25 protein-coding genes are annotated in these 23,309 nt (G+C 33.5%); 12 read left to right on the top strand and 13 right to left on the bottom strand.

Features of this window, described 5'->3' with window-relative positions; translation table 11 throughout:
• Positions 1-15: 15 nt before the first annotated feature.
• The 3 genes from MKY81_RS13945 to MKY81_RS13935 form a co-directional block, all read right to left on the bottom strand.
• The gene (locus MKY81_RS13945) at positions 16-555 is read right to left on the bottom strand and encodes a histidine phosphatase family protein (RefSeq protein WP_108073077.1); all 540 of its coding nucleotides are present in this window, start codon (positions 553-555) and stop codon (positions 16-18) included.
• 74 nt (positions 556-629) lie between these two features.
• Entirely contained in the window at positions 630-1,337 is a 708-nt protein-coding gene (locus MKY81_RS13940) for a DNA alkylation repair protein (protein ID WP_066233578.1), read from the bottom strand.
• Between the two features lie 64 nt (positions 1,338-1,401).
• On the bottom strand, positions 1,402-2,646 hold the full coding sequence (locus MKY81_RS13935; protein WP_108073271.1) for a helix-turn-helix domain-containing protein: 1,245 nt from the start codon (positions 2,644-2,646) through the stop codon (positions 1,402-1,404).
• A gap of 190 nt (positions 2,647-2,836) precedes the next feature.
• Between MKY81_RS13935 and MKY81_RS13930 the strand changes: the two genes are divergently transcribed.
• The 3 genes from MKY81_RS13930 to MKY81_RS13920 all read left to right on the top strand — a co-directional run bounded on the left by MKY81_RS13930 (position 2,837) and on the right by MKY81_RS13920 (position 4,646).
• Positions 2,837-3,205 (top strand): hypothetical protein, encoded by a 369-nt coding sequence (locus MKY81_RS13930; protein ID WP_107958439.1) that lies wholly within the window; start codon positions 2,837-2,839, stop codon positions 3,203-3,205.
• A 226-nt stretch (positions 3,206-3,431) separates the two neighbouring features.
• Positions 3,432-3,656, top strand: a complete 225-nt coding sequence (locus MKY81_RS13925) for a hypothetical protein (RefSeq protein WP_107958441.1) — start codon at positions 3,432-3,434, stop codon at positions 3,654-3,656.
• 15 nt (positions 3,657-3,671) lie between these two features.
• Positions 3,672-4,646: a hypothetical protein gene (locus tag MKY81_RS13920; protein WP_107958443.1), complete on the top strand. Its 975-nt coding sequence runs from the start codon at positions 3,672-3,674 to the stop codon at positions 4,644-4,646.
• Between the two features lie 111 nt (positions 4,647-4,757).
• Here the strand turns inward: MKY81_RS13920 and aspA are convergent, their stop codons facing one another.
• A complete protein-coding gene (aspA, locus tag MKY81_RS13915; protein ID WP_107958445.1) occupies positions 4,758-6,188 on the bottom strand; it encodes an aspartate ammonia-lyase in 1,431 nt (476 codons plus the stop codon).
• A 220-nt stretch (positions 6,189-6,408) separates the two neighbouring features.
• Between aspA and MKY81_RS13910 the strand changes: the two genes are divergently transcribed.
• The gene (locus MKY81_RS13910; RefSeq protein WP_341118081.1) at positions 6,409-7,164 is read left to right on the top strand and encodes a hypothetical protein; all 756 of its coding nucleotides are present in this window, start codon (positions 6,409-6,411) and stop codon (positions 7,162-7,164) included.
• Positions 7,165-7,258: 94 nt separating this feature from the next.
• Positions 7,259-8,629, top strand: a complete 1,371-nt coding sequence (locus MKY81_RS13905; protein WP_341118080.1) for a hypothetical protein — start codon at positions 7,259-7,261, stop codon at positions 8,627-8,629.
• A 70-nt stretch (positions 8,630-8,699) separates the two neighbouring features.
• On the opposite strand, the gene dctP is transcribed toward MKY81_RS13905, so the two are convergent.
• The 3 genes from dctP to MKY81_RS13890 form a co-directional block, all read right to left on the bottom strand.
• On the bottom strand, positions 8,700-9,977 hold the full coding sequence (dctP, locus tag MKY81_RS13900) for a C4-dicarboxylate transporter DctP (RefSeq protein ID WP_327990657.1): 1,278 nt from the start codon (positions 9,975-9,977) through the stop codon (positions 8,700-8,702).
• Positions 9,978-10,096: 119 nt separating this feature from the next.
• Positions 10,097-10,777 (bottom strand): response regulator, encoded by a 681-nt coding sequence (locus tag MKY81_RS13895; protein ID WP_341118079.1) that lies wholly within the window; start codon positions 10,775-10,777, stop codon positions 10,097-10,099.
• A 1-nt stretch (position 10,778) separates the two neighbouring features.
• Positions 10,779-12,374, bottom strand: a complete 1,596-nt coding sequence (locus MKY81_RS13890) for a sensor histidine kinase (protein WP_341118078.1) — start codon at positions 12,372-12,374, stop codon at positions 10,779-10,781.
• Positions 12,375-12,472: 98 nt separating this feature from the next.
• Here MKY81_RS13890 and MKY81_RS13885 point away from each other — a divergent pair, with 98 nt between their 5' ends.
• Both MKY81_RS13885 and MKY81_RS13880 read left to right on the top strand, forming a co-directional pair.
• Positions 12,473-13,528: a TRAP transporter substrate-binding protein gene (locus MKY81_RS13885; RefSeq protein WP_328019154.1), complete on the top strand. Its 1,056-nt coding sequence runs from the start codon at positions 12,473-12,475 to the stop codon at positions 13,526-13,528.
• Between the two features lie 131 nt (positions 13,529-13,659).
• Positions 13,660-14,829, top strand: coding sequence for an MFS transporter (locus MKY81_RS13880; protein WP_066233461.1), 1,170 nt, complete (start codon positions 13,660-13,662; stop codon positions 14,827-14,829).
• A gap of 72 nt (positions 14,830-14,901) precedes the next feature.
• Here the strand turns inward: MKY81_RS13880 and MKY81_RS13875 are convergent, their stop codons facing one another.
• Positions 14,902-15,684 carry a VOC family protein gene (locus MKY81_RS13875; protein ID WP_328019153.1) on the bottom strand — a complete coding sequence of 261 codons (783 nt, stop codon included), beginning with the start codon at positions 15,682-15,684 and terminating at the stop codon, positions 14,902-14,904.
• 147 nt (positions 15,685-15,831) lie between these two features.
• Here MKY81_RS13875 and MKY81_RS13870 point away from each other — a divergent pair, with 147 nt between their 5' ends.
• Positions 15,832-16,650, top strand: a complete 819-nt coding sequence (locus MKY81_RS13870) for a DUF2161 domain-containing phosphodiesterase (RefSeq protein ID WP_341118077.1) — start codon at positions 15,832-15,834, stop codon at positions 16,648-16,650.
• A 101-nt stretch (positions 16,651-16,751) separates the two neighbouring features.
• Here MKY81_RS13870 and MKY81_RS13865 read toward each other — a convergent pair whose 3' ends face one another.
• From MKY81_RS13865 to MKY81_RS13850, 4 genes are all read right to left on the bottom strand, one after another.
• A complete protein-coding gene (locus tag MKY81_RS13865) occupies positions 16,752-17,087 on the bottom strand; it encodes a CHY zinc finger protein (protein ID WP_325946921.1) in 336 nt (111 codons plus the stop codon).
• Between the two features lie 12 nt (positions 17,088-17,099).
• A complete protein-coding gene (glsA, locus tag MKY81_RS13860; RefSeq protein ID WP_325946920.1) occupies positions 17,100-18,029 on the bottom strand; it encodes a glutaminase A in 930 nt (309 codons plus the stop codon).
• Between the two features lie 291 nt (positions 18,030-18,320).
• The gene (locus tag MKY81_RS13855; protein WP_084347753.1) at positions 18,321-18,473 is read right to left on the bottom strand and encodes a Fur-regulated basic protein FbpA; all 153 of its coding nucleotides are present in this window, start codon (positions 18,471-18,473) and stop codon (positions 18,321-18,323) included.
• 41 nt (positions 18,474-18,514) lie between these two features.
• Positions 18,515-18,823: a DUF5634 family protein gene (locus tag MKY81_RS13850; protein ID WP_328007480.1), complete on the bottom strand. Its 309-nt coding sequence runs from the start codon at positions 18,821-18,823 to the stop codon at positions 18,515-18,517.
• Between the two features lie 182 nt (positions 18,824-19,005).
• Between MKY81_RS13850 and MKY81_RS13845 the strand changes: the two genes are divergently transcribed.
• The gene (locus MKY81_RS13845) at positions 19,006-19,467 is read left to right on the top strand and encodes a YndM family protein (protein WP_066233443.1); all 462 of its coding nucleotides are present in this window, start codon (positions 19,006-19,008) and stop codon (positions 19,465-19,467) included.
• Between the two features lie 42 nt (positions 19,468-19,509).
• Here the strand turns inward: MKY81_RS13845 and MKY81_RS13840 are convergent, their stop codons facing one another.
• Complete coding sequence (locus tag MKY81_RS13840) at positions 19,510-20,280, bottom strand: class I SAM-dependent methyltransferase (RefSeq protein WP_328007482.1); 771 nt, start codon at positions 20,278-20,280, stop codon at positions 19,510-19,512.
• Between the two features lie 146 nt (positions 20,281-20,426).
• Between MKY81_RS13840 and MKY81_RS13835 the strand changes: the two genes are divergently transcribed.
• The 3 genes from MKY81_RS13835 to MKY81_RS13825 all read left to right on the top strand — a co-directional run bounded on the left by MKY81_RS13835 (position 20,427) and on the right by MKY81_RS13825 (position 23,306).
• On the top strand, positions 20,427-20,627 hold the full coding sequence (locus MKY81_RS13835; RefSeq protein ID WP_328007483.1) for a methionine aminopeptidase: 201 nt from the start codon (positions 20,427-20,429) through the stop codon (positions 20,625-20,627).
• Between the two features lie 255 nt (positions 20,628-20,882).
• Positions 20,883-21,773 (top strand): CPBP family intramembrane glutamic endopeptidase, encoded by an 891-nt coding sequence (locus tag MKY81_RS13830; protein ID WP_341118076.1) that lies wholly within the window; start codon positions 20,883-20,885, stop codon positions 21,771-21,773.
• Between the two features lie 288 nt (positions 21,774-22,061).
• Positions 22,062-23,306, top strand: coding sequence for a cation:dicarboxylate symporter family transporter (locus MKY81_RS13825; protein WP_107958345.1), 1,245 nt, complete (start codon positions 22,062-22,064; stop codon positions 23,304-23,306).
• The last annotated feature ends 3 nt before the right edge of the window (positions 23,307-23,309 follow it).

The raw sequence follows: 23,309 nt of genomic DNA, 5'->3' as shown, positions 1-23,309 counted from the left end.
CACTTTTTGTTAATCCTATTTCCAAATTCTCTTTATATTAATTGAATTGGTATCAAAATCCAATTGATAAACATCTGGATTCGTCAAATCCCGCCATGTTTCAAAAGAATACTTGTTATTAAAATAATTTAGTATTAAAGATAATAAATTCCCATGTGTTGCAACTAAGGTCGTGTCATATGGTCCTTCTACTATCTCTGTTATTACATCGATCGCACGCTTTGCAGCCGTCCTACTTGATTCCCCGCCATCAAAGCAAAGATCTACATCTTCAAACGTTCTTCTTAGCATGTCAAACCATTCGGGTTGATCAGTTGTACTAAGTACCCTCTCAGTTAAACGTGTATCTTTAACGATTCTAAGTTTCTTCATATTTGCGAGTGGAACTACGGAATCAACAGCTCTCTTAAAAGGACTTGCTATTATTTGATCAATATTTTTAGTAGTAAAAAATTCCGCCAATTCAACAGATTGCTTGATACCTATTTCAGTTAAATTAGCATCCCTTTCCTGACCGAATGCCTGGCAATGACGGATAAGGTAAATCGTTTTCAATAACGCTCTTCCCCTTTATGAAACAGTTTTTTGTTCATTATTATATTAAACCGCCTACGCAACTAAGCCAATTTTTAGCACCTAACATATTTGCGTTTGAAACCAAGTCTTCCTCTATCAATTTCTTTTTGAATATTTTCGTAGGCGTTTAGAAGACTGCTTTTTTTATTTTCCCGTTTGACTTCTACTATACCTACTTCCTTAGCGGTCTTGACTGCCTTTTCATGAAGTGGCAAATAAGAAATCCCCACTGTGGATAGAAAGTTATTCATAGACGATTTCGTTCGTTCTGGCGATTCATGGATCGTATTTTTCACAATATCAAGCATATTGGAAATCTTGCTTTCGGAAAATTCAATGTCTTTACGATTTCCTAAAAGCCAGCAGTAGCAACTCCAGCCCGCTGACATTCTCAGCTCGTCACCGCTTGCAATCCACTTATCTGCAACGTCTTGTGCAATATCGGACTCTGATAAAGTTACTGCCACCACATAATCGGACAGCATATAAAAATACGCCCCATCCATCCAACGATCAAAATCCGACTCTGTCATAGCTTTCGGATCTGCAATAATGCCTGCAAAGTACATTGCATCGTAGTTACCTGTAGAATAAAGCTCTTCCGCTAAAGGTTGATTTATTTTTATTTTCTTTGCCATTGGTTTCATAGCGCCTGTAGCTACACCAAAAAGAGGCTCATGAGCACCATTCGATATGTACATTTTTTTCATTCGATCCTTACCGAGGGCTTCAAGCTCCTGCATAACTGTTGCAAAATCCATAGTTGCACTTCCTTCCTTAAAATTAATACCCATTTTATAGTAAACCAACCTCTTGTACTCGACACTAATCTAATTCATAAAGACTATTCTCAACCAGCATTTTCTTTTTGGCGATAGCCCATGCCTTTTCGTTCTGCCCTGTTTTTATATAATACCGAAAAAGCCTAACTTCAAAGTGCTGTATGATATCCTCGTTTCCGGACTGAATAAAATAAGGGAGCACCTCATTTTCAACGTATTTATAGTAAGAATCTTCCATACCCTTCAATGAAAATATATGTAGGTTAAAATAGAGATATCTATGATCTTTTCGTTGTATTGCATGGTGAAGTCCTTTTTTTGCATCGGTCAATAGGCTTTCTTTCGATTTTAAATTGCCTTTATAACAGATGTCTATGTATAAATCTAACATGGTTAGATAGTAAAAATCGTCTTCTTTTATTAACGAAAATCCTTTATCAATATACTCTTTTGCTTCTTCAAAACGTTTTCTTCTAAACAGCTCTTGTCCAAAATTATAATAGAGCTTCATTAATCTATCTACAGATTGTATTTTTTTAGCAGATTGAATTAATTTATAATAAAATTGGCGGGTTTCTTTTAAGCTAAATTGCGATTTGGCGTTTATTAGAAGAATAATTAACGTCTCTGTATCAAGTATACGTGTGAAATTTAATGTTTCTTGAAAATAATGTAAAGCTTTTTGAGCATAATATTGAGCTAAAGTGTTATTATGAACCGCATGATATGAAATAGCAAGGTGGTAGTAATATTCTTGGCTCGAGTAGTTGGAATCAATTTTCTTTAAAATTTCAATAGATTTCTTGTAGCTTCCGATACTAAAGTAATAGATGCCTTGAACATGATTATATAGGTTGCTCTCATAAGGTGAGAGGTTGATATCAAGTTTCTTGACATTCTCCATTAGTTTATGACATTTTTCAATTTCATAAAATACAAGATAATGACGAGCTAATAGAAGTGAGTAACGTACTTGAAAATCGGGAATATTCTTTAATGGATTAGCGTCAAGTGCCGCTTTTTTTACTTGCATTTCATCGGTATCTAACATAACGATAGCGTTTTGCCATTCTTGTAATGTTACTTCAAAATTTTTGAATTTTCTTACTTCATCTTGAATATTTATATTTAATTGTTTAGAAAGAATTGCTGTAATTTCTTCCGAATATTCCGTAATGCCCCGCTCAATTTTACTTAAATGACTGACAGGACAGATCCCTTTTGAAAGCTGTTCCTGTGTGTATCCTTTTTGTTCTCTGTAGTATTTTAAAATTTTCCCCTTGACCATCCTGTCCCCTCCTACCGATAGTATACAACAGAATGATTGATAGCAATAGGTAAGACTTTGATGTAGTTTATAGAAGGGAAAATTGCAAATGTCAAGTAAAATTCATGAATTAATTTAGATACTCCAGCCTTTTACGTTATAATTAAACTACAACTTATTTAAAAACCGGGAAATAAAGGAGATTTTATTTGTGTTCCTAAGAGAACTGAATCAAGAAGAGAAAGAAGCGTTTCTTGAACTCGCTTATCTCATAGCAAAAATTGATAAAAATCAATCTATATTCGAAAATTCAATTCTAAATAAATTCAAAACAGAAATGGGAATTGATAAATATTCGATTAAAGGATCTGACATAGAAGATATACTTAAAGTATTTGAAAACGATCGAACGAAAAATATCGTCTTAGTTGAAATCCTTAGACTCATTTTCTCAGATGGAGTTTTTCATGATTTTGAGAGAGAATCAATACAACTCATAAAAAAACACTTTGGTTTCGATAAAGATGACTTCCAAAGTTTGAGGGATTGGGTATTAAAAATAAAGGAATTAGAGAAATAAGGTAACAAAAGTTTTTTCTTTGTTTAGAAAAGATTTTTATATTGACTCAACTTAAAATACCATGTATACTCGTAAACGTTGTACGCATAAATTGGAGATTGATCCCCACAACTGGTTTGTGGGGATTTTTGTTTTTTACCCTGTGTATTGAAACTTCCTTTTATTTTCTATATATTACTAATATATAACTTCTTACAAGGAGGGACCTGATATCACTTTACTCCCATTGTATTTATTACATGCTACTGAAGATGCCCATGTAGAAAACGATTTCCAATTATGGTTGGTATTTTTCTGCAATTTTCTGATGGTTATTACTGGATTTATTTTTATGTACAAATTATTTACATTAAAAAATGCAAAAAAAATTGGAATTACTTTTGGGATCATCTTACTTATTAATTATTTTCTTATACTTTTATTCGGAAGTTTCTTTGATTTACTTGGTTAACGAAGGGAGATGTTGATGAATTTGAAATTTTACCGACTTTGGGTTTTAGCATTTTTACTTAAATTTATTGGTTCAGCTTGGGACGCGTCCTATCATTTTCGCTATTTATTCGAAAAATACTCCATTCCTCATTTAGTTAATTTTGCCGGCTTTGCATTGGGGGCGTATCTTCTATTTAATGAATGGCGTCGTTTAAACTATATGGATCGTTTTTCAAGAAATTTAACGACGATTGGTTATGTTCTGTTTTTAATTGGAATTCCTTTAGATTTTAGTTATCATATCGCATATGGAATTGATCTGACAACGTGGAGTCCAACCCATTTTGTCTATTATATTGCCACTGGAATAATGATTATTGCTGTATGGCGCGGATATTCGGTTTATACTAAAGGTCAAGTGCCTATATGGAAATCGATGCACACTTGGTTTGCCATGTTTTTATTAGAATGTCTTGTGTTCCCAAATATGCAGCAAGAAAATGGTTCTATCTCATATGATCAATATATCCATGGTAAATCGATTGCCTCTAAAGAGATTTTAGCCATTTTATCTGATCCGGCATCACAAATCTTTGGCGGGATTCCACCTTGGTTATATCCTTGCTATTCCGTATTAACTGTTTCATTATTTACTGTTTTAATCATTCGGATTTTTCGAAGTTATTCAATCCCATTAGCAGCTACTGCGTTATATATTAGTTTAAGATTTATAGGAAAATTAATCTTCTTTGCCGTTGGTTATCCAACATCATATGTTCCAATTACTCTATTATTTATTCCTATATTTTATCTATTGATAAAAAAATATTCTTGGATTGCAGGCTTGCTAGGTAGCTTTTTCTATTTTATTTCTTTATATGGGATTCATAAATCTGGACTGCTCATTACTCCACCTTTGGAGATTTCGTTAATCATTCCTGTCCTACTGATTGGAATACTTGTCCCTATTATAATTCCTACAAGGAAAAGGCGGAATAAAGAAATGTAGTTTCTAGAAAAAACAATTTTTGTAAAACAAAGGCAATGTAAATGTACATTGCCTTTTGTGTTGGAGTTATTTTTTATTAGTGATTCATAGGTTATTTAAGCAATTATATTATTAATCTCTTTCCAGCAATTCAGCACCAGCAATGCCGGGATGTGTCATTTCATACGGATCTAGTATTAAATTTAACTCTTCTTCTGTTAACACATCATATTTTAAACATAGTTCCCGGATCGGTTCTCCGTTTACGATTGCCTCTCGTGCAATTCGTGCCGCTACTTCATACCCAATATGAGGATTAACTGCGGTAATTAGTCCGGCACTCTTCTCTACATAGTCTTTCAATCTCTTTTCATTGGCTTTAATTCCTTTTAAGCAATTGACTGTAAAAGTACGGAAAGCATTATTCATAATACTGATAGATTGAAGTAAATTATATACGAGAACGGGTTCCATCACATTCAACTCGAGCTGGCCCGCTTCAGATGCAAGGCAAATTGTATGATCATTCCCAATGACCTGGAATGCTACCTGATTAATGACTTCTGCCATCACCGGGTTTACTTTACCAGGCATGATAGAAGAGCCCGGTTGTCTTGCAGGCAGCATGATTTCACCCAAGCCGGCTCTAGGACCTGAGGCCATTAGGCGTAAGTCGTTGGCGATTTTCGACATATTCATCATACAAACTTTCAATGCTGCTGATACTTCTGTGTATGCATCTGTATTTTGAGTTGCATCTACAAGATGTTCGGCACCTATTAATGGCAGACCACTAATCTGAGCTAGATGCTTTACGACCAATTCGATATATCGAGGATCAGCATTTAAGCCGGTTCCAACTGCTGTTGCCCCCATGTTCAATTCATATAAATGCTGACGTGATTGTTTAATCCGTTTAATGTCACGTCCGATTACGCGACTGTACGCTTCAAATTCCTGGCCAAGTCGAATTGGCACAGCATCCTGAAGGTGGGTACGCCCCATTTTAATGATAGGATTAAATTCCTCGGCCTTTTCTTGAAAAACCGCTTTCATTTCTTCCATTGAAACTAGTAAAGTTTCCAATAGATTTAATACCGCAATATGAATCGCCGAAGGAAATGCATCATTTGTAGATTGTGACATATTGACATGTGTATTCGGACTGCAACGGAAATAATCCCCTTTTTCTTCGCCCATTAATTCGAGAGCACGGTTTGCAAGAACCTCATTCACATTCATATTTATTGATGTTCCCGCTCCACCTTGAATCGGGTCAACGATAATTTGATCATGCCACTTGCCTTCAATTAATTCATCTGCTGCTTTGACGATCGCTTCTCCAATTCCGGAATAAAGACGTTTAATATCCATATTCGCAAGTGCAGCCGCCTTTTTTACCATAGCCATACCCTTTATTAATTCCTCATGTATGCGATTACCTGTGATTTGAAAATTTTCCACAGCGCGAAGTGTTTGGATCCCATAATAAGCTTCAGCGGGAACTTCTTTTGTTCCTAAAAAATCTTTTTCAGTACGCATTTTGCTTTGTGTAATTGTCATATTATTCGCTCTCCTATTTAGGTCATTAGTACTTCTTCTGTCAACTTCCTATTATAAGTGCAAATATAAGAAAGTTAAAGAAAAATACAGATTAAACTTTTTAATTATTTGACGATGCTGCCTGTGGTTTTGCCTTTTCACCTTTCCCTCCATGTTTTACATATTTAATAAGGACAATGAATACATATTAGAAAAGTATATACAACTGGAGGGATATGTCATGTATGGAAACTACAATGGATATCCATATTTTAAAAGAAATTGTTCAAACCCAAATTGTCTGAATCCAAATTGTCAATGCGGTGATAATTGTCATTGCAACACTGAACATAATTGTCAACCACTTGAATATAAAAAACCCGGTATTTATCCTCGACTGCAAATTATTTATTTTAATCCACCAATTAAAGAGGTACCTCAAGCTGAATACCCAAAAATAAGTTTAAAAGCAGTCATGGGGCCAAACTCTTATGTCATTGGTGATGTTCATGTTGAAGATGATGTCATGATCGGTTGGAATAATTTAATCAGAGCGGATTCTTCTTCACCTTATTTCATTGGAAAAAAAACGAATATCCAAGATTTTGCCGTAATACATTGTCACCCTTCACAACATATTGAAGTAAATGGGAAAAAATATGGTGTTTATATTGGTGAAGAAGTAAGTATATTACATCATGCCCAACCACATGGTCCTCTTTATATTGGTCGAAATACATTTATTGGTGAAGGCGTTTCTATTTATGGAGCAACGATTGGTAAAAACTCAGTTATTATGCATGGGGCCACGATTGCCAACCATGTAAAAATAAGTGAGGGACGTTTTGTTGAGCCGGGGCAAACTGTTTGGAAACAAGATCAAGCCGATCAACTTCCACCCGTTCCCGCGGAATTTAAAAATTTAAATCAAGAAATTGTCGATCACTATTATCGACTCGGGAAAGCTTATCGAATGCATACTAAGCTATTTATATAAAACCTACTTGTGGAAAGGGAATAGTGATTCCCTTTCTTTTTCTGTTCTACAGTATGTTATAATAAATTGATAATAAATCCTAGGAGGATCAAAAATGAACCAACAACCATTATTGATTTCAAATCATAGTAAAACCATTAAACTTCATGTAGAACAAATGGTCATTTATTTACAAAGCAAAATTATTGAAGCTACTGATGATCTACATAACATTTATTATCTCTTCTTTTACAAAGAACACTTTCTCACATATGTTAAACCAACTAAGTTAAAACGACGTACACATATTGAAAAAGCTTTTACAAAAGGAATCATTCTTCCGTCTACACATCCGCTCATCCATTCCCTGCTTTCCTCAGACCATCCATATAAAAAAAGAACATTTAATCAGTTAATTAAGAAAGCCGAAAGCTCTTATAGTCCCCAAGAAGTCGCACAAATTGCAACCTTTTTTGAATCCTTTATTTCAAAAAAAACCATTTTCTCTCTCATCCAATCGATCTTTTATGATTACCGCCGAAACGGACAAATGTTCTCAAGCTATCGAATCCTCCGTATATTAATGGACTTCACACCAAACCACAGTTGGGTAAAAGGATTGTCAAGTGATTTAAATTTCATCAAATATGGGAAATTATATGATCAATTATCGGATGAATTAATGACAAAGGATCCTATATATATGGAAAAGGCATTGTACACAGATAAATCCTATAATCAACTTATACAATTACTCCAAAATCAATCAAGATGGATGGATGAAATCGCTTTGTATATTCATCACATTAGCCCTAACAATTATTTATCACTAAAACCGTTGTTGAACAATCATTTTACAGACGAAGAAATCATGGATGTATTAGAACATTTATCTGAGCATACAGATGATGTTTCAGAAATGTATGATGATCTCCTCGAAAACTATTTACACCACCAAAATGCAGAAAAAATGATAAACTTACTATTCACACATAAGCTTACCCTCAATCCGAAACAAACGCAGGAATTTGAACATTTATTAGAAAATGTGGAATTAGAACCGGAACAATTTCCAACAGAAAAAGTTCTTTCATTCTTAGTACCCCTTTTTAACATAAATCCTGAAAAAGCTACTAAGCTGCTCCATAAATTCATCGTCTTACAACTAAAGGAATATGATATTGATTCTGTCGTAAAAAGGCTCATCCCATTAAAAAATGTCATGCATGCACATCCGATTCTCGAAAAACTCCAGCATATTCAAAAACTAGCAAATGACCCAGATCAACAATTATTATTAGGAGAATTATATTACGAATTTCAACAATTTGATCAAGCCATCGATTGTTTCAGTTGGGAAATGGAGTTAAAATCCATCGACCCAAAACCGGTAAAATGGCTTTCAAAAATATATAATGAAATTGGAATGGAACAAGAGCATCGAGCATATCGACAGCTGTATATCGATATGCAGAAAAGAGCATGATACATCGGTTTAAGGTAAAAAAGTCTAATCACCGACAACTGATTCTGTCAGGTTGATTAGACCTATCCCTTTATACTGCAGTAGTTATTTGTTTACTATGCTTCATTTCCGCTATAGCCTCTGCACATTTTGCTTCATCAAATTCCTTTTCACTTTTCGCTACGACAATTGTTGCAATTCCATTTCCTATCAAGTTTACGATCGATCGACCTTCACTCATAAAACGATCAACTCCAAGAAGTAATGCTAAACCTTCGATTGGGATGATGTGTAAAGCTGAAAGAGTTGAAGCTAATACGATAAAACCGCTTCCCGTTACACCCGCCGCACCTTTTGAGGTAAGCATCAAAATTAGTATAATCGTAATTTGATGGCCGATTGTTAAATCGATTCCAAATACTTGTGAGAGAAATACCGTTGCCATTACTAAATAAATAGATGTACCATCTAGGTTAAAAGAATACCCTGTTGGAATAACTAAACCAACTACAGATTTTGAACATCCGAATCTCTCCATTTTATCCATCATTCTCGGTAATACAGATTCTGAAGAACTGGTCCCTAAAACAATTAATATTTCATCTTTTATAAATCGTAAATATTTAAATAAGCTAAAACCATATGCTTTACAAATAAGATTTAAGACGATAAATATAAATAAGAACATTGTCGTGTAGACCGAAATCATTAATTTTGATAAAGGAACTAATGATTGCAAACCGAAAGTTCCAATTGTATAAGCAATTGCGCCAAATGCCCCAATCGGAGCTGCTCTCATAATATAGCCAATAATTTTAAAGAATACTTGTGAAATTTTATCAAAGAACTCAATAATACTTTTTCCTTTTTCACCTAAAGCTGCTAAACCAACACCAAACAAAATTGAAAAGAATAAAACTTGTAATATATCTCCTTCAGCAAAGGCGCTTACCATACTATGTGGAACAATATGTGTTAGGAAATCAACCCAGTTTAGTTTTTCTCCTTCTCCTGTATATTGGGAAATATCACCTTTTGGAAGTTTATCAGGATCAAGTCCCGAACCTGGATGGAGAATATTGACTACAATCAAACCAATAATTAGCGCAAGGGTAGTGACAATTTCGAAATAAATTATCGCTTTTCCCCCAACTTTACCTACCTTTTTCATATCGCCCATTTTCGCAATTCCTAAAACAATTGTTAAAAAGATAATAGGAGCAATAAGCATTTTAACTGCATTAATAAATGTATCACCAAGCGGCTTCATTTGTTTTCCAACATCCGGCCAAACTAAACCAACAATTACACCAATAAAGATCGCAGTTAATACTTGAAAAGTTAAATTCTTTAAAATCCTTTTCCCCATTGAAAGCATCCCCTCTAAAAATTGAATTTTCTCGCAAATTGATGATAACGCTTTCTTATTAAATGGGGAAGTATATGGTCATATAGTACATTTTGGTCTTTTTGGTCTTATAATGCCTATTACATCGTATAACGGTTAACCGGTCTACCTACATTCCCATATTGTACATCCAAATGGATAATTCCTGTTTTTTCTAAGTAATCTAAATAGCGTCTTGCGGTTACTCTAGCAATACCTACGGAGTTAGCTACTTCTCCTGCTGATTTCGCTTCATTTGCTTCTTTCATATAAGTCATAATTTGCTGTAATGTAAACATATTCAAACCTTTTGGTAAGTGGATATCTCGCTTCATTGTTTGTTGCATATTCATCATTGCATCCAGCTCGTCTTGTGAAAGTGTCCTATTCTTCTTCAATGTTCGTTTATAATATTGATAGTTTTCTAGGGATTTCTTTATTCTATCGAACTTAAACGGCTTGATAATATAATCTACAGCACCATTTTGCAGCATAATATTTATCGTTTCATTATCTTTAGCCGCAGAAACAACAATGACATCAATATTTAATTGTTGCGCTCGAATTTGCTGTAATGTGTTTATTCCATCAATTTTTGGCATATAAATGTCAAGAATAACTAAATCAACGTCTCTCTCTTTAGCTAATTGAATTCCTTCTTCACCATTACTAGCCTCTCCGATTACTTTGTATCCATTAACGCTTTCTATGAAGCCTTTATTCACTTCGCGGACCATCGGATCGTCGTCTATTAATAGTACATGAATCATCTTGCTTTCCATCTTATTCACCACCTGTTCCAATTGGAAAAGTAATTACAAAGCTCGTCCCTCTGCCTACTGTCGAAGTTACATCAATCGTTCCATTTCCTTTATCAACAATTTGTTTAGTTAAATACAAACCATAACCTGTTCCATTTTTTTTGTTTTTTGTAAAACCTTTTTCAAAAATATGAGGCAGATCATTTTCATCAATTCCACACCCGTTGTCTTCAATTAAAATTGCACAAATGTCATCCGTTTGTTCGATACTTATTTCTACTTTTTTTTGAGATTGGGATGTATCCGGAAAAGCTCCAAAAGCATTTTCTATCAAGTTACCTAGTAAAATAACAAAATCATGCTGATCAATTTGATAGGGAAAAACTGCTAAAAAGCTATTTGGATCAATGAAAACCTCTATTCCAATCTCTTTTCCCCTTCTAATTTTACTCAACAATAAGCCTGCAATGGCGTGATTTTTTATTGAATCCGTTAAAAATTGTTCTAAATTTTCTTGTTTTGCTGAAGTTTCAAATGCTAAATCTAGAGCTTGCTCTGCTTTTCCAAGTTGAATTAAACCTGCAATAGTATGTAATTTATTCATATGTTCATGATTTTGAACTCTTAATGCATCAACAAAATTCCTTACTCCCGTTAGCTCTTCAGCCAATTTAACCACTTCGGTTCGATCTTGGCAAATGGCAACGGCACCGACAACTTGATCTTCAATTACTACAGGAATTCGACTACTTAAAATCGTTTTCCCACTCACATTAATCGTTTCATTATATACTGCCTTTTTCTGTTCGACAATTTCCGGTAAGCGAGTATCAGCTATTACACTCCTAATTGGTTTTCCTACTACATCTCCAACAACTGAAAATATTGACTTCGCCTTATCATTAAAAATAGTTATGATTTCATTATAATCTATCGCTATAATTCCTTCATGCATGGAATGAAAAGTTGCTGTTCTTTCTTTTAAAATATGAGCAATTTCATACGGCTCCAATTGAAACATCTGTTTCTTTAAATTTCGCGCTAGAAAAAAAGATCCAATAAGACCTACAGACAATGTTAGGGAAATAATTATAACCACTTCTTTTTTTAAATCAGCAATAATTTCAATAATTGTAGGAAGTCGTTTACCGACGACAACCACGCCAATTTGATTGTAGTCTTTATCTTTTATCGGAAAAAAGGCGCGAATAAATGTTCCAATCTCCCCTTTTGCTTTGGAGAAATAATTATGCTCAGCAAATGCAGCCTCTTCATCGCTCGTCTTTGACAGTGTTCCTAATAGACTTTTTACCGGATGGGAGAAGCGAACATGATCCATATTCATTACAACAATATAATCTAACTCGTTAATTAGACGAATTTCTTCCACTAACGGATTGATTTGTTTCCATCCATCCCTATTCTTTATTTCTTTTTTTACTTCTGTTAACTCAGCTACAGTCCTTGCTGTATTCATGGCATTCATTTTTATTTCTTTTTCTCTTGTATTTTGAATATTAACGATTAAGAACATCCCCCCTACAAGCAGAGAAAAAACGACGATTGCATACGATAAAATTGTTATTTTCCAACGGATGGGTAGTTGCTTCATTTTCAATGATTCTACCTCCCCTCTATCATCTATTATGAATTCGGTTGCATTTTTGTAGTAAAATTGTATTTAGACATGCAATCGGTTTAATTACGGAGGTTAATATGAAAAAATGGATCATTATATTGGCTAGTTTGGTGCTTTTCATTTCCTGTATCCTAGTTGGAATGAAAATCTTTCTTCATCCTAAAAAGCTTGCTTATGATTATGAACAAGAAGGACTAAAGGATCAGATTGTCCTAAAATTCAGTCATGTCGTCGCTGAAAATACTCCTAAAGGGCTAGCAGCAAAAAAATTTGCTGAACTTGTTTATAAAAAATCAGATGGAAAAATAAGAGTAGAAATATTTCCAAATGGGATGCTCTATTCTGATATAGAAGAAATTAACGCATTAAAAGAAAATAAAATACAAATAATCGCCCCATCAACTTCAAAACTAGGCACACTTTCAAGTAGATGGGGAGTACTTGATTTGCCTTTTGCATTTCCAAATTATGAAGCCATTCAAGCAGGATTAAATGGGAGTATCGGAAATACTCTTTTGCAATCATTAGAAAAAGAACATCTTAAAGGACTGGCCTACTGGATAAATGGCTTTAAACAATTTACATCTAATAAAGGTCCAATCCGAATTCCTAAAGACATTAAGGGGCAAACATTTCGGATTATGCAAAGCAATATTTTAAAATCACAATTTGAACAGTTACATGCTAAAGCCATTCAGCAACCGTTTGATATTACATTTCAATCATTACAATCCGGAAAAATCGACGGTGAAGAAAACACTTTAACAAATATCTACTCAAAGAAATTTTATAACTTACAAAAGTATTTGACAATTAGTAATCACGGATATTTAGGTTATGTTGTATTAATGAATCAATCGTTTTGGAATGCGCAAACCGATCAAACGAAAAAAATTTTAACTGAAGCAATGATAGAGACGACTGAATGGAATGAAAAACATGCTAAAAAAATGAATGAGGAACAGCTTAAACTTATACAGAAAAAATCTTCGATACAAATTCATGAATTAACTAACGAAGAAAAAAAACAATGGATGATAGCTTTAGACCCTTTATATGACAAACTTGAACCGATAATTGGTAAGGACTTAATAAGAGAAATAAAGAACTTACGAGAGAAATACAGTAATTAATTTTTATAGTGTGTTGCTACATATTCACCTTTTGATTATTTTAAAATCAAATGGATAATTGTTATACTATTTGAATATAGAAAATAACGAAGAAACAATTGAAAATTTGAGAATCAAAAAGGATTGATATAATGGAATCAAAAAAAGTTTTACCTATATTATTTTTAATAATGTTTCTAGTTATGGTTGGATTCGGCATTATTATCCCAGTTATCCCGTTTTATGCAGAAAAAATTGGGGCAAATCCAACTGAATTAGGGCTTTTAATGGGAGTTTATTCATTAATGCAATTAATCTCCGCGCCGATATGGGGCAGGATTTCAGATCGAATCGGCCGGAAACCTGTTATGATGATCGGAATATTCGGATTAGCCGTTTCTTTTTTCCTCATGGCATTATCTAGTCAGCTCTGGATGTTATTTGTCGCAAGAATTATTGGTGGGTTATTATCATCTGCAAATATGCCAACAACGATGGCCTATGTTGCTGATATCACATCTGAAGAAGATCGTGGAAAAGGAATGGGAATCATCGGAGCGGCAACAGGATTAGGATTTATCTTTGGTCCCGCAATTGGAGGATTATTTTCGAAATCCAGCTTACAAACACCTTTTTTTATAGCAGGGTTTTCCTCCCTTCTTACCTTACTGCTTGTTCTACTTGTTTTAAAAGAATCGCTACCGAAAGAAAAAAGAGGATATCATGCTGAAAGAAAAGTCTCTATGTGGGAACCATTTAAAGGATCGCTGTCCATTATTTTTATTTTGCAATGGTTTATCTCGCTTTCTTTATCTGGTTTAGAAGCAAGCTTTGCTTATTTCGCAGCCAAAATGGCGGGATTAGATACGATTGATTTAGGCTATATCTTCATGATTATGGGCTTAGGTAGCGCGGTTGTTCAAGGTGGTTTAGTCGGTAGATTAACGAAAAAATATGGTGAAGGCATTGTTATTAAAGCTGGGATCATTGTATCTGCCATTGGCTTTGGATTAATCATGCTTGTAAACAATTTTGTTACAGCAGCCATTTTTCTAACGATTTTTGGACTAGGTAATGGCGTAATACGGCCTTGCATATCCGCATTACTTACAAAAAAATCTAGTGCTGGTCACGGGAGCGCAACCGGTTTACTATCTTCCTTTGATTCATTCGGAAGAATAATTGGACCTCCATTAGGAGGATGGTTGTTTTCAGTATATGCAGGTCTTCCATATATTTCTGGAGCAGTAATTTCAATTCTAGCATTTATTCTTTATCAAATTTATCAAGCTCAAGAAAAACGTCAAAAAATTGCTGAATAATTGTTATTTGAAGAAGATCACCAAAAAACATAGGTTTTCAATGATCTTCTTTTAATAACCATGATTAAAGAATTACACAAATTGATAGTGCCCGCCAAACATTTCTTTTTCTAAAACAATATTACTATTTGAAATTCTTAATAAACATGGCCCCTCTCCTTTTGTCTCAATGACCCGTGCAATTTCTCCTTGTGCGTATGGTGAGGCAAATACGATATTGCATCCTTCAAGTTGTAATTGAGTACAGTTTGCTTTCAATTTTTTATCCTTATATGTATCTTGTTTCGTTAAATGAAATAACTCACTCCATTTTGTAGCGACTTCTACATGATTATTAACTGCAAATATTAACTCTTTTAAAGGGAGGGCATTATTGTTTGCTTCAATCGATTTCTTCCTTATTTCGTCATTTTCCTGCCACTGTATAATAAATGGAAATGGAATTGAATACTCATCTCGGATAAATAACATTTCCCATTGAATGAGTGTCCCGTCTGCCCTTTTTCTTTCCGCTTTAATTGGGCCAACCGTTTCAATCCCTTTTTTATGGAAAGAATGGATAAGTTCTCTCATATTATTCGTTCGAAGAGCAATTCTTGCAAATCTCTCCTTTTCTGGTAATAAAGCAGTCGTTTGAACAACTAAATCATTTTCAATTACTTTTTCTGCTTTTTCCCTATCAAATACCCCTAAAAATTCAATATAGGATAAACCAAAATAACAGAGTGCATTATACGTTCCCCAATCCTCGTGTCTTCCACCAAGCATTGCTTTCAACCCGATTGTTGCGAAATCTTCAATCGCTTCCTCAGGTCGATTAACTATATGCACTAAATGATCAAATGAAAGTTTCAAGAAAAACCCTCCACAATAATAATTAAGTTATACTTATTTAATTCTACAATTCTTGCGAAATTCCCCTAAGAATTTTATCTTTTCTATAAAAATATTTGTTTACATAATATTATTATCGGAACATATATTTATTCTTAAAGGTCCTAAATGAATACATATGTTATGATGATTATAGTAGTTGATAGATCGATTGATGCGTGTTTTTTTAAGGTTGGTGTAAAAATGCAAAAGAAAAAAGAAAAAATTTATGAAGTTGATTTATATAAGCCGATACATAAACATTTTACAAATCAAGGATATGAAGTGAAAAGTGAAGTAAATGATTGTGATATTACAGCTGTTAAAGGTGACGAACTTATTATTATAGAATTAAAGGTAAGATTAAACGTCGATTTACTTATCCAGGCGACAAAAAGACAGAAGCTTACTGATCAAGTTTATATTGCTATTCCAAAACCGAGTTACAGCTTCTATTCAAAGAAATGGAAAGATATATGCCATCTCATAAAAAGACTAGAATTAGGCTTAATCATCGTGTCATTTCTACAATCAACGACAAAAATGGATATTGTTATCTCTCCTGCCCCTTTTGATCGGAAAAAGAGTATGCAGCAAAATAAGAAAAAAAGAAAAAAACTTCTTTCAGAAATTGAAGGGCGACACGGAGATCATAATATAGGTGGTAGTAACCAAACGAAGATCATGACGGCGTATAAAGAAACAAGTATTCAGATTGCCTATCTTTTGGAACAATTTGGCGCACTCTCACCAAAGGCATTACGGCAAATGGGAACCGGGGAAAAAACACAGTCTATACTTTTTAATAATTATTATGGATGGTTTGAACGAATACAAAAAGGCATTTATGGGATAAGTGAAAAAGGAAAAAGTGAAATTCAAGAATATCCGCAGATTATTAAATTTTTTAGAAAAGAAGCCAATCAAATCGATAAAACGAAAACATAAATTGCATAATGGGATTTAAATATGTGTTAAGCAACTACAACAATGATTATTTGTTGTGGTTGCTTAATTTCCGATAACTTAATGATCCGATTTCATAAAATCTATACTTCAAAATAAAATTCCTTATGTAACGAACATCCTGGATTAAATGCTGCAAAACATACCGGACAAGATGAGTTACAAGCGTAATATTCATTTATAGTTAATTCGTTCCCGCATCCCCCGCAAAGGATCGCCTTATGATTAAATAACTCTTTCGGCCATACTTTTGGATTGTCACACCCATGTTCTTTGTGACATTCGAAACAAGGATAATATATATTACAACAATAGAACTTTATTGCAATTCGATCAATTTCCTTATGATAATGTGTGCAGCGGGTTTCAAAATCTATAACGTTTCCTTTTACTTTATGGCCATGAATAATCACACACATCTCTCCTACGTTTTAAAACATGCTTAACGAATATTTTTCAGACATTAACTTTAAAAGCTTCATACCTGCAATACTATTTCCCTTTTCATCAAGTGCTGGACCGTAAATTCCAATACCAAACCTTCCAGGTACCGCCCCTAATATACCACCGGATACCCCGCTTTTTGCTGGTATGCCTACCTCGATTGCAAATTCACCAGAAGCATTATACATTCCACATGTAACCATAAATGTTTTACAAATCCTTGCAACTGAGCTAGGAATTAACTGTTCTTCAGTATATGGATCTTTTCCATCCATTGCCAAAACACAACCAATGCGTGACAAATCCAGGCAATTCAATTCAATCGCACACTGTCTTGTATATAAATCAATTAACTGTTCAACATCTTCATCAATAACTCCATGTTCTTTTAAAAAATAACATAATGATCGATTTAAGTCTGCCGTTTTGAATTCAGAATCTGCTACCTCTTTATTATAACTAATCGATTCATTCCCAGAAAGCTTTTGAATGAGCTTTAATATCCTCTCAAACCGCTCATCCACACTACTCCCTTCAATCATATGTGTCACAGCTAATGCACCAGCATTAATCATTGGATTTAATGGTTTTGATGGCTTATTCGTTTCTAATTTTGCTATCGAATTAAACGGATCACCTGTAGGCTCTTGGCCAACACGATTAAAAACATACTCTTCCCCTCTATCATTTAGTGCGATAGCGAGGGTTATAACTTTGGAAATACTCTGAAGAGTTAAATTTTCTTTAATATCTCCTGCTGAAAAACAACTCCCGTTCGGATAAAACAAAGATATTGATAAAGTATCTTTGTTAGCTTTTTGTAATGCTGGGATGTAATCTGCAACTTTCCCTTTATTTGAAGATTTTTTTGCTTCATTAACCAATAATTGCAATTCCTCTGCAGATCGACATTGCATTTATATCACCTCTTAACTTTCTAAAAAATTACGATCTTAGTGAATAACATTATTATCGATAGTCTCATAAAAAAAATACTTACTGCACCATAATATCTTAGTGCTAATAAGTATTTATATCAACCGTAATCACCTAAAATCAAATGCAACAAAATAAAGCAACGATTTTTCTACCTTACTCACCGTTATTCGTTCCCAAGCCTCTTTATAATATTCACAAAAAAAGAGTGTCTCAAAAGTAATGATTCACTGCAATTTTACTAGCATCCTCTTGTAACGGTCTTTGATATTTCAACCTAAACTATTCAATTGTGATTCATTGTATATCTCTTCTAAATCCTCTAATGTTAATTCATATAACTGTTTATTCAACGATTTATATATTCCAATGGATAGTAGTTGATCAATATAGAACTTTTTCATACATTCTGTATCACAGGACATTTCGCTTTCTCCTTATTACCTTAAATTTACTGTCACATTATTTAATGAAAACCTTTGTCTATATGATCGAATACCTCATCTAAGTTATGAAATCCCTTTTTTTCTCCCTCGTCCGATTGAATTGTCCAGTCTCTATTTTTTAACCCAAGATTTCCGTAAGCATCCTTCATATAAGGCATATTTATCATATAAACTTCGCCATTTTTTCTTACAGTATAGCCGAGATAATAATCATCTCCGGCTCCCTCTTCTTCATAAATTCCAATGTCCTCAAGTTGGTAATGATCCATTAACTCTTTTAATTGTGCATTCATTTGATCAATTAAGATCTCTCTGTTTAAATAGTCCATTAAATATATACCTCACGTCTTTTTTTATAGTTTGACCATAAAATAAAAAATTTATGTACTTAAAATGTTGTTTACATAATACTTTTATTTTAAACAATTAAAGATTTACCATTTTATTTTTGAATAGTTTCTTAGAAAATTTTAAAAATAATAAGACAGTAAAGTTGTGAGGTGAAATTATTTTGAAGCATATTAAAGCAATGGCTATTAAATTTGTTGCAACAATCGTGGTTTTATTTGTAATCCTTGATGTCATTTTCGGTATGTCGTTTACGAATGTGTTTTTTATTTCACTCGTTCTATCGGTTGTTTCCTACCTTGTCGGTGATATTGGCATCCTTTCAAGAACGAATAATACAGTCGCAACCATTGCCGACTTCGGACTTTCATTAATTGTTATTTGGTTTCTTTCCGCAGCACTAACATTTGAAAATCGTACACCACTTTTCATCATATCACTTATTTCAGCGGCTGCCATTGCACTTGTTGAGATTGTTTTTCATAAATATGTATCATCTTATACATTTGAGAAAGAATCGGATGATTTTTTACCAAAGCATCGTTATTACTATTCAAATAACTATCAAACCGAAGCATCAAAAGACATTACACCGGAAATTGAAAAGAATAAAGAAAATAAGTAACGTTAGGCCAGATGTCAATAATCCTAGACATCTGGCTTTTAATCAAATTTTACGAGCTTTTATGATGATTGCTTCTCCTTTAAAAGAGATAATTGTGTTTTCAATTACTTCGATATGGAATTTCTTCTTTATATTTAGAGTAGCGTGAAGCATGTATTCGGTTAAATCATTTTTCTCCTTTTCAGTTAACTTCATTCGATTACACCATGAATCAAACTGAAACGTTTTTTCAAAACAGTACATCTCCTCTATATTAAACCCTTTTTCCTCCAGCATACGAATCCATTCAGTTTTTTTCCAGGCACGAAAATGGCTGTAATCTCGTTTTTTCTCAATATTATTATAAAATTGATCTTGATCATCATCTTCAGGTGAAACATTATCATCAAGTAAAAAAATTCCACCCGGCTTTAATACTTTGTGAACGCTTTCGATAAATTTATTTACATTCGGAAAATGATGTGGAGCAATTCGACATGTCACAATATCAAAACGGTCATGATCAAAGGGAAGTTCCTCCGCGTCACCCTGGATAAACGAAACATTATGATGACCATTTGCTTCAATAAAAGCTTTTGCTGCTTTGATCATCTCAGCTGTTAAATCAACTGCTGTTACATGTTTTACATAATGGGCAAATGCATTCGCTGTATGCCCCCCACCTGTAGCAATATCGAGTACATCTTCATTCCCCGTAAGATTTGCAATTTCTAAAAGCTTTTGAAGATCTTTGCCTTTTTGATGAATTTCACTTGTTACATATGAATTTGCACTTCTACCAAATTGCTTCTGAACATCCTTTTTAATATCCATTCCCATCCCTCTTTTCATTGTTCTACATTAAGAATAAACGAATTTCATAATAAGGGGAATTACAATTTATTAATGCTATTTCATAAGTTTTTCTTAATTGTTATAAAACTTCCATTTAGCCTCATACTAAAAAAGAGGTGATTAAAATGGGAATATTTAATGCATTTTCAAATTGGAAAACAGAAAGATATGAAAGACACATAGAGGAAATGCATGATTTAGGTAAATGTCCGGATTGTCGTGGTAGGGGGTTCACTCTTCCTTTGAGCACTTATGCAGCTGCCTATGAATGTCCAAGCTGTAATGGAAGTGGACTTTACTCGGATTGGTCTGAAATGAATAGTTAGTTTTTTATGTATAGTTGGAAAAAGACGCCTAAATCCGTAGGCGTCTTTCAAAAAAAGTTTTGCGGCGAATAACCCGTATGACCACATTCATACGTTTAGCGAACGCTCGGTTTTCGACTTACGCAAATAGCTCATCGCATAATAAGAATAACATATTATTGGTCGTAAAACAATAAATCTCTAGTTTTTCACTTCTTTTTTTATTATAATTAATATATTTAATTTTAAAATAATTTAAGACTAGAGGTTCAATCTATGAAAAGTTTTTTAAATCCAGAAAAAGGGTTAAATCAAACGTGGCGATATATAGTCTCTATACCGATTATTTTTATTTTTATTATTATCGGGATCCTTTGTTATATTGCTGCATTATATTTTGCTAGCGTGCATGCAGAGGATATGGTTGATTTCGACGAGGTAGTTTTTTCTAATCCATTGATAGACCTTTTCCTCACTAATGCTATGATGGTTTTTTGGATTATAGGTTTATGGGTGGCAGCCCGTATTTTGCATAGACGTTCACTGAAATCGTTTATCACTCCGTACCGTACGATTCGCTGGAAACAGATCATTTTTGGTTTTTCCGTTACTTTTAGTTTATTAGCTTTATTTTTAATTATTGATCTCATCTCGAATCCGAATGATTACTATATGCAAGACTTCCAATTATCTAACTTTCTATTATTAATTTTAATATCTCTGATTTTGACTCCTGTTCAAACAACTGCTGAGGAATTGCTTTTCAGAGGATTTTTACTTCAATTTTTTGCTAAATTCACAAAAAGTCCTATCGTTTTAAGTTTAATCATTGGTGGGATATTTGGAATTTTGCATTTTAGTAACCCGGAAATGGAAAATGGTGCATTCTGGATAGGCGTCGATTACATAGTAACAGGAGTTATTTTGACTTATGTTACTATTAAGACCAATAGTTTAGAAGCTACAATTGGGGCGCATGCAGCAAATAATGTTTTTATTAGTTTATTTATTGCTTCTAACAATTCGGCAGTAGGTCATCTACCATCATTATTTTTTACCAATAATAACGAGGCAACTGCTATAACAACTCTTCTTTCAATCCTTCCTAGCATCCTATTTATGTACATTATGATTCGTTCATCAAATAAAAACAGTATGGGATTTTGAATCCTATACTGTTTTTATTTTTTTTAGTTCCTTCCTAAGTCCCTATCCCACTACATATGATCTCCCGCTCCCGAATTTTTCAAAAGGATTGCCGAGAATTCATCTTATTCTGTAAACATAAACAAACGAATTTATTGATAATTCTGTATTTATTATTTTAAAATAATTAAATATAGAGTGAATTTTATTTATTTTTGTTATTAAAAGGTTTTCATTTGTCTATTTTTGTTTTTTATATTATATTTAAAAAATAAATAAATTCGTCGTTGTATTAATTGGGGGGTATATATGAAAAAAATTGGATTAGCTTGGCAAATACTTATTGGACTAGTCCTCGGGATTATTATTGGGGCTATTTTTTATGGTAATCCAGGAATCGGAAAGTATTTACAACCGATTGGAGATATTTTCTTACGATTAATTAAAATGATTGTTATTCCAATTGTCATTTCAAGTATTATCGTTGGGGTTTCTAGTGTAGGAAATGGAAAAAATCTCGGTAAACTTGGTGGTAAAACGATTCTTTATTTTGAAATCGTCACAACTATTGCTATTTTAGTCGGACTTCTTGTTGCAAATGTATTCCAGCCTGGTAAAGGAATTAATATGCATTCTATCCATAAGGTGGATATTGGTTCTTATGTTGATACAGCCAAAAATGTAGAAAGTCATGGCTTTGCTGATACAATTGTCAATATTGTTCCAAAAAATATATTCGAAGCATTTATCAACGGCGATATGCTTGCCATCATCTTCTTTTCTGTCCTATTTGGATTAGGAGTTGCAGCAATTGGCGAAAAAGGAAAACCGGTTCTCGCCTTTTTCCAAGGAACAGCGGAAACAATGTTCTATGTAACGAATTTAGTCATGAAATTTGCTCCATTTGGAGTATTTGCACTTATTGGTGTGACTGTTTCCACTTTCGGATTAGAATCATTAATTCCATTAGGAAAACTAGTTATTACTGTTTATTTAACGATGATAGGCTTTATTCTCATTGTTTTAGGTGGAATTGCCAAGTTAGTCGGTGTGAATATTTTCCATTTACTGCGACTGCTTAAAGATGAGTTAATTCTAGGATATTCAACAGCAAGTTCAGAGGCGGTACTGCCGAAAATCATGGAAAAAATGGAGAAATTCGGTTGTCCGAAATCAATAACTTCATTTGTTATTCCTACTGGATATTCCTTTAATCTTGATGGTTCTACATTATATCAAGCATTAGCAGCCATCTTTATTGCTCAAATGTATGGAATTCATCTTTCGTTTACGCAACAATTATCACTTGTTCTAGTTTTAATGGTAACATCAAAAGGAATCGCTGGAGTACCAGGAGTATCCTTTGTTGTTCTTCTTGCTACTTTAGGTACTGTTGGAATTCCGATTGAAGGCTTAGCATTTATTGCTGGTATCGACCGAATTCTCGATATGGCTAGAACTGTCGTAAACGTTGTTGGAAATTCACTAGGTGCGATTGTCATCTCGAAATGGGAAGGACAATTTAATCAAAATAAAGAGATACTGAAATCTTAAATA

The organism is Heyndrickxia sp. FSL W8-0423, from assembly GCF_038009395.1.
Lineage (GTDB): Bacteria > Bacillota > Bacilli > Bacillales > Bacillaceae_C > Heyndrickxia > Heyndrickxia sporothermodurans.
This window is presented reverse-complemented; position numbering and strand designations above follow the sequence as displayed.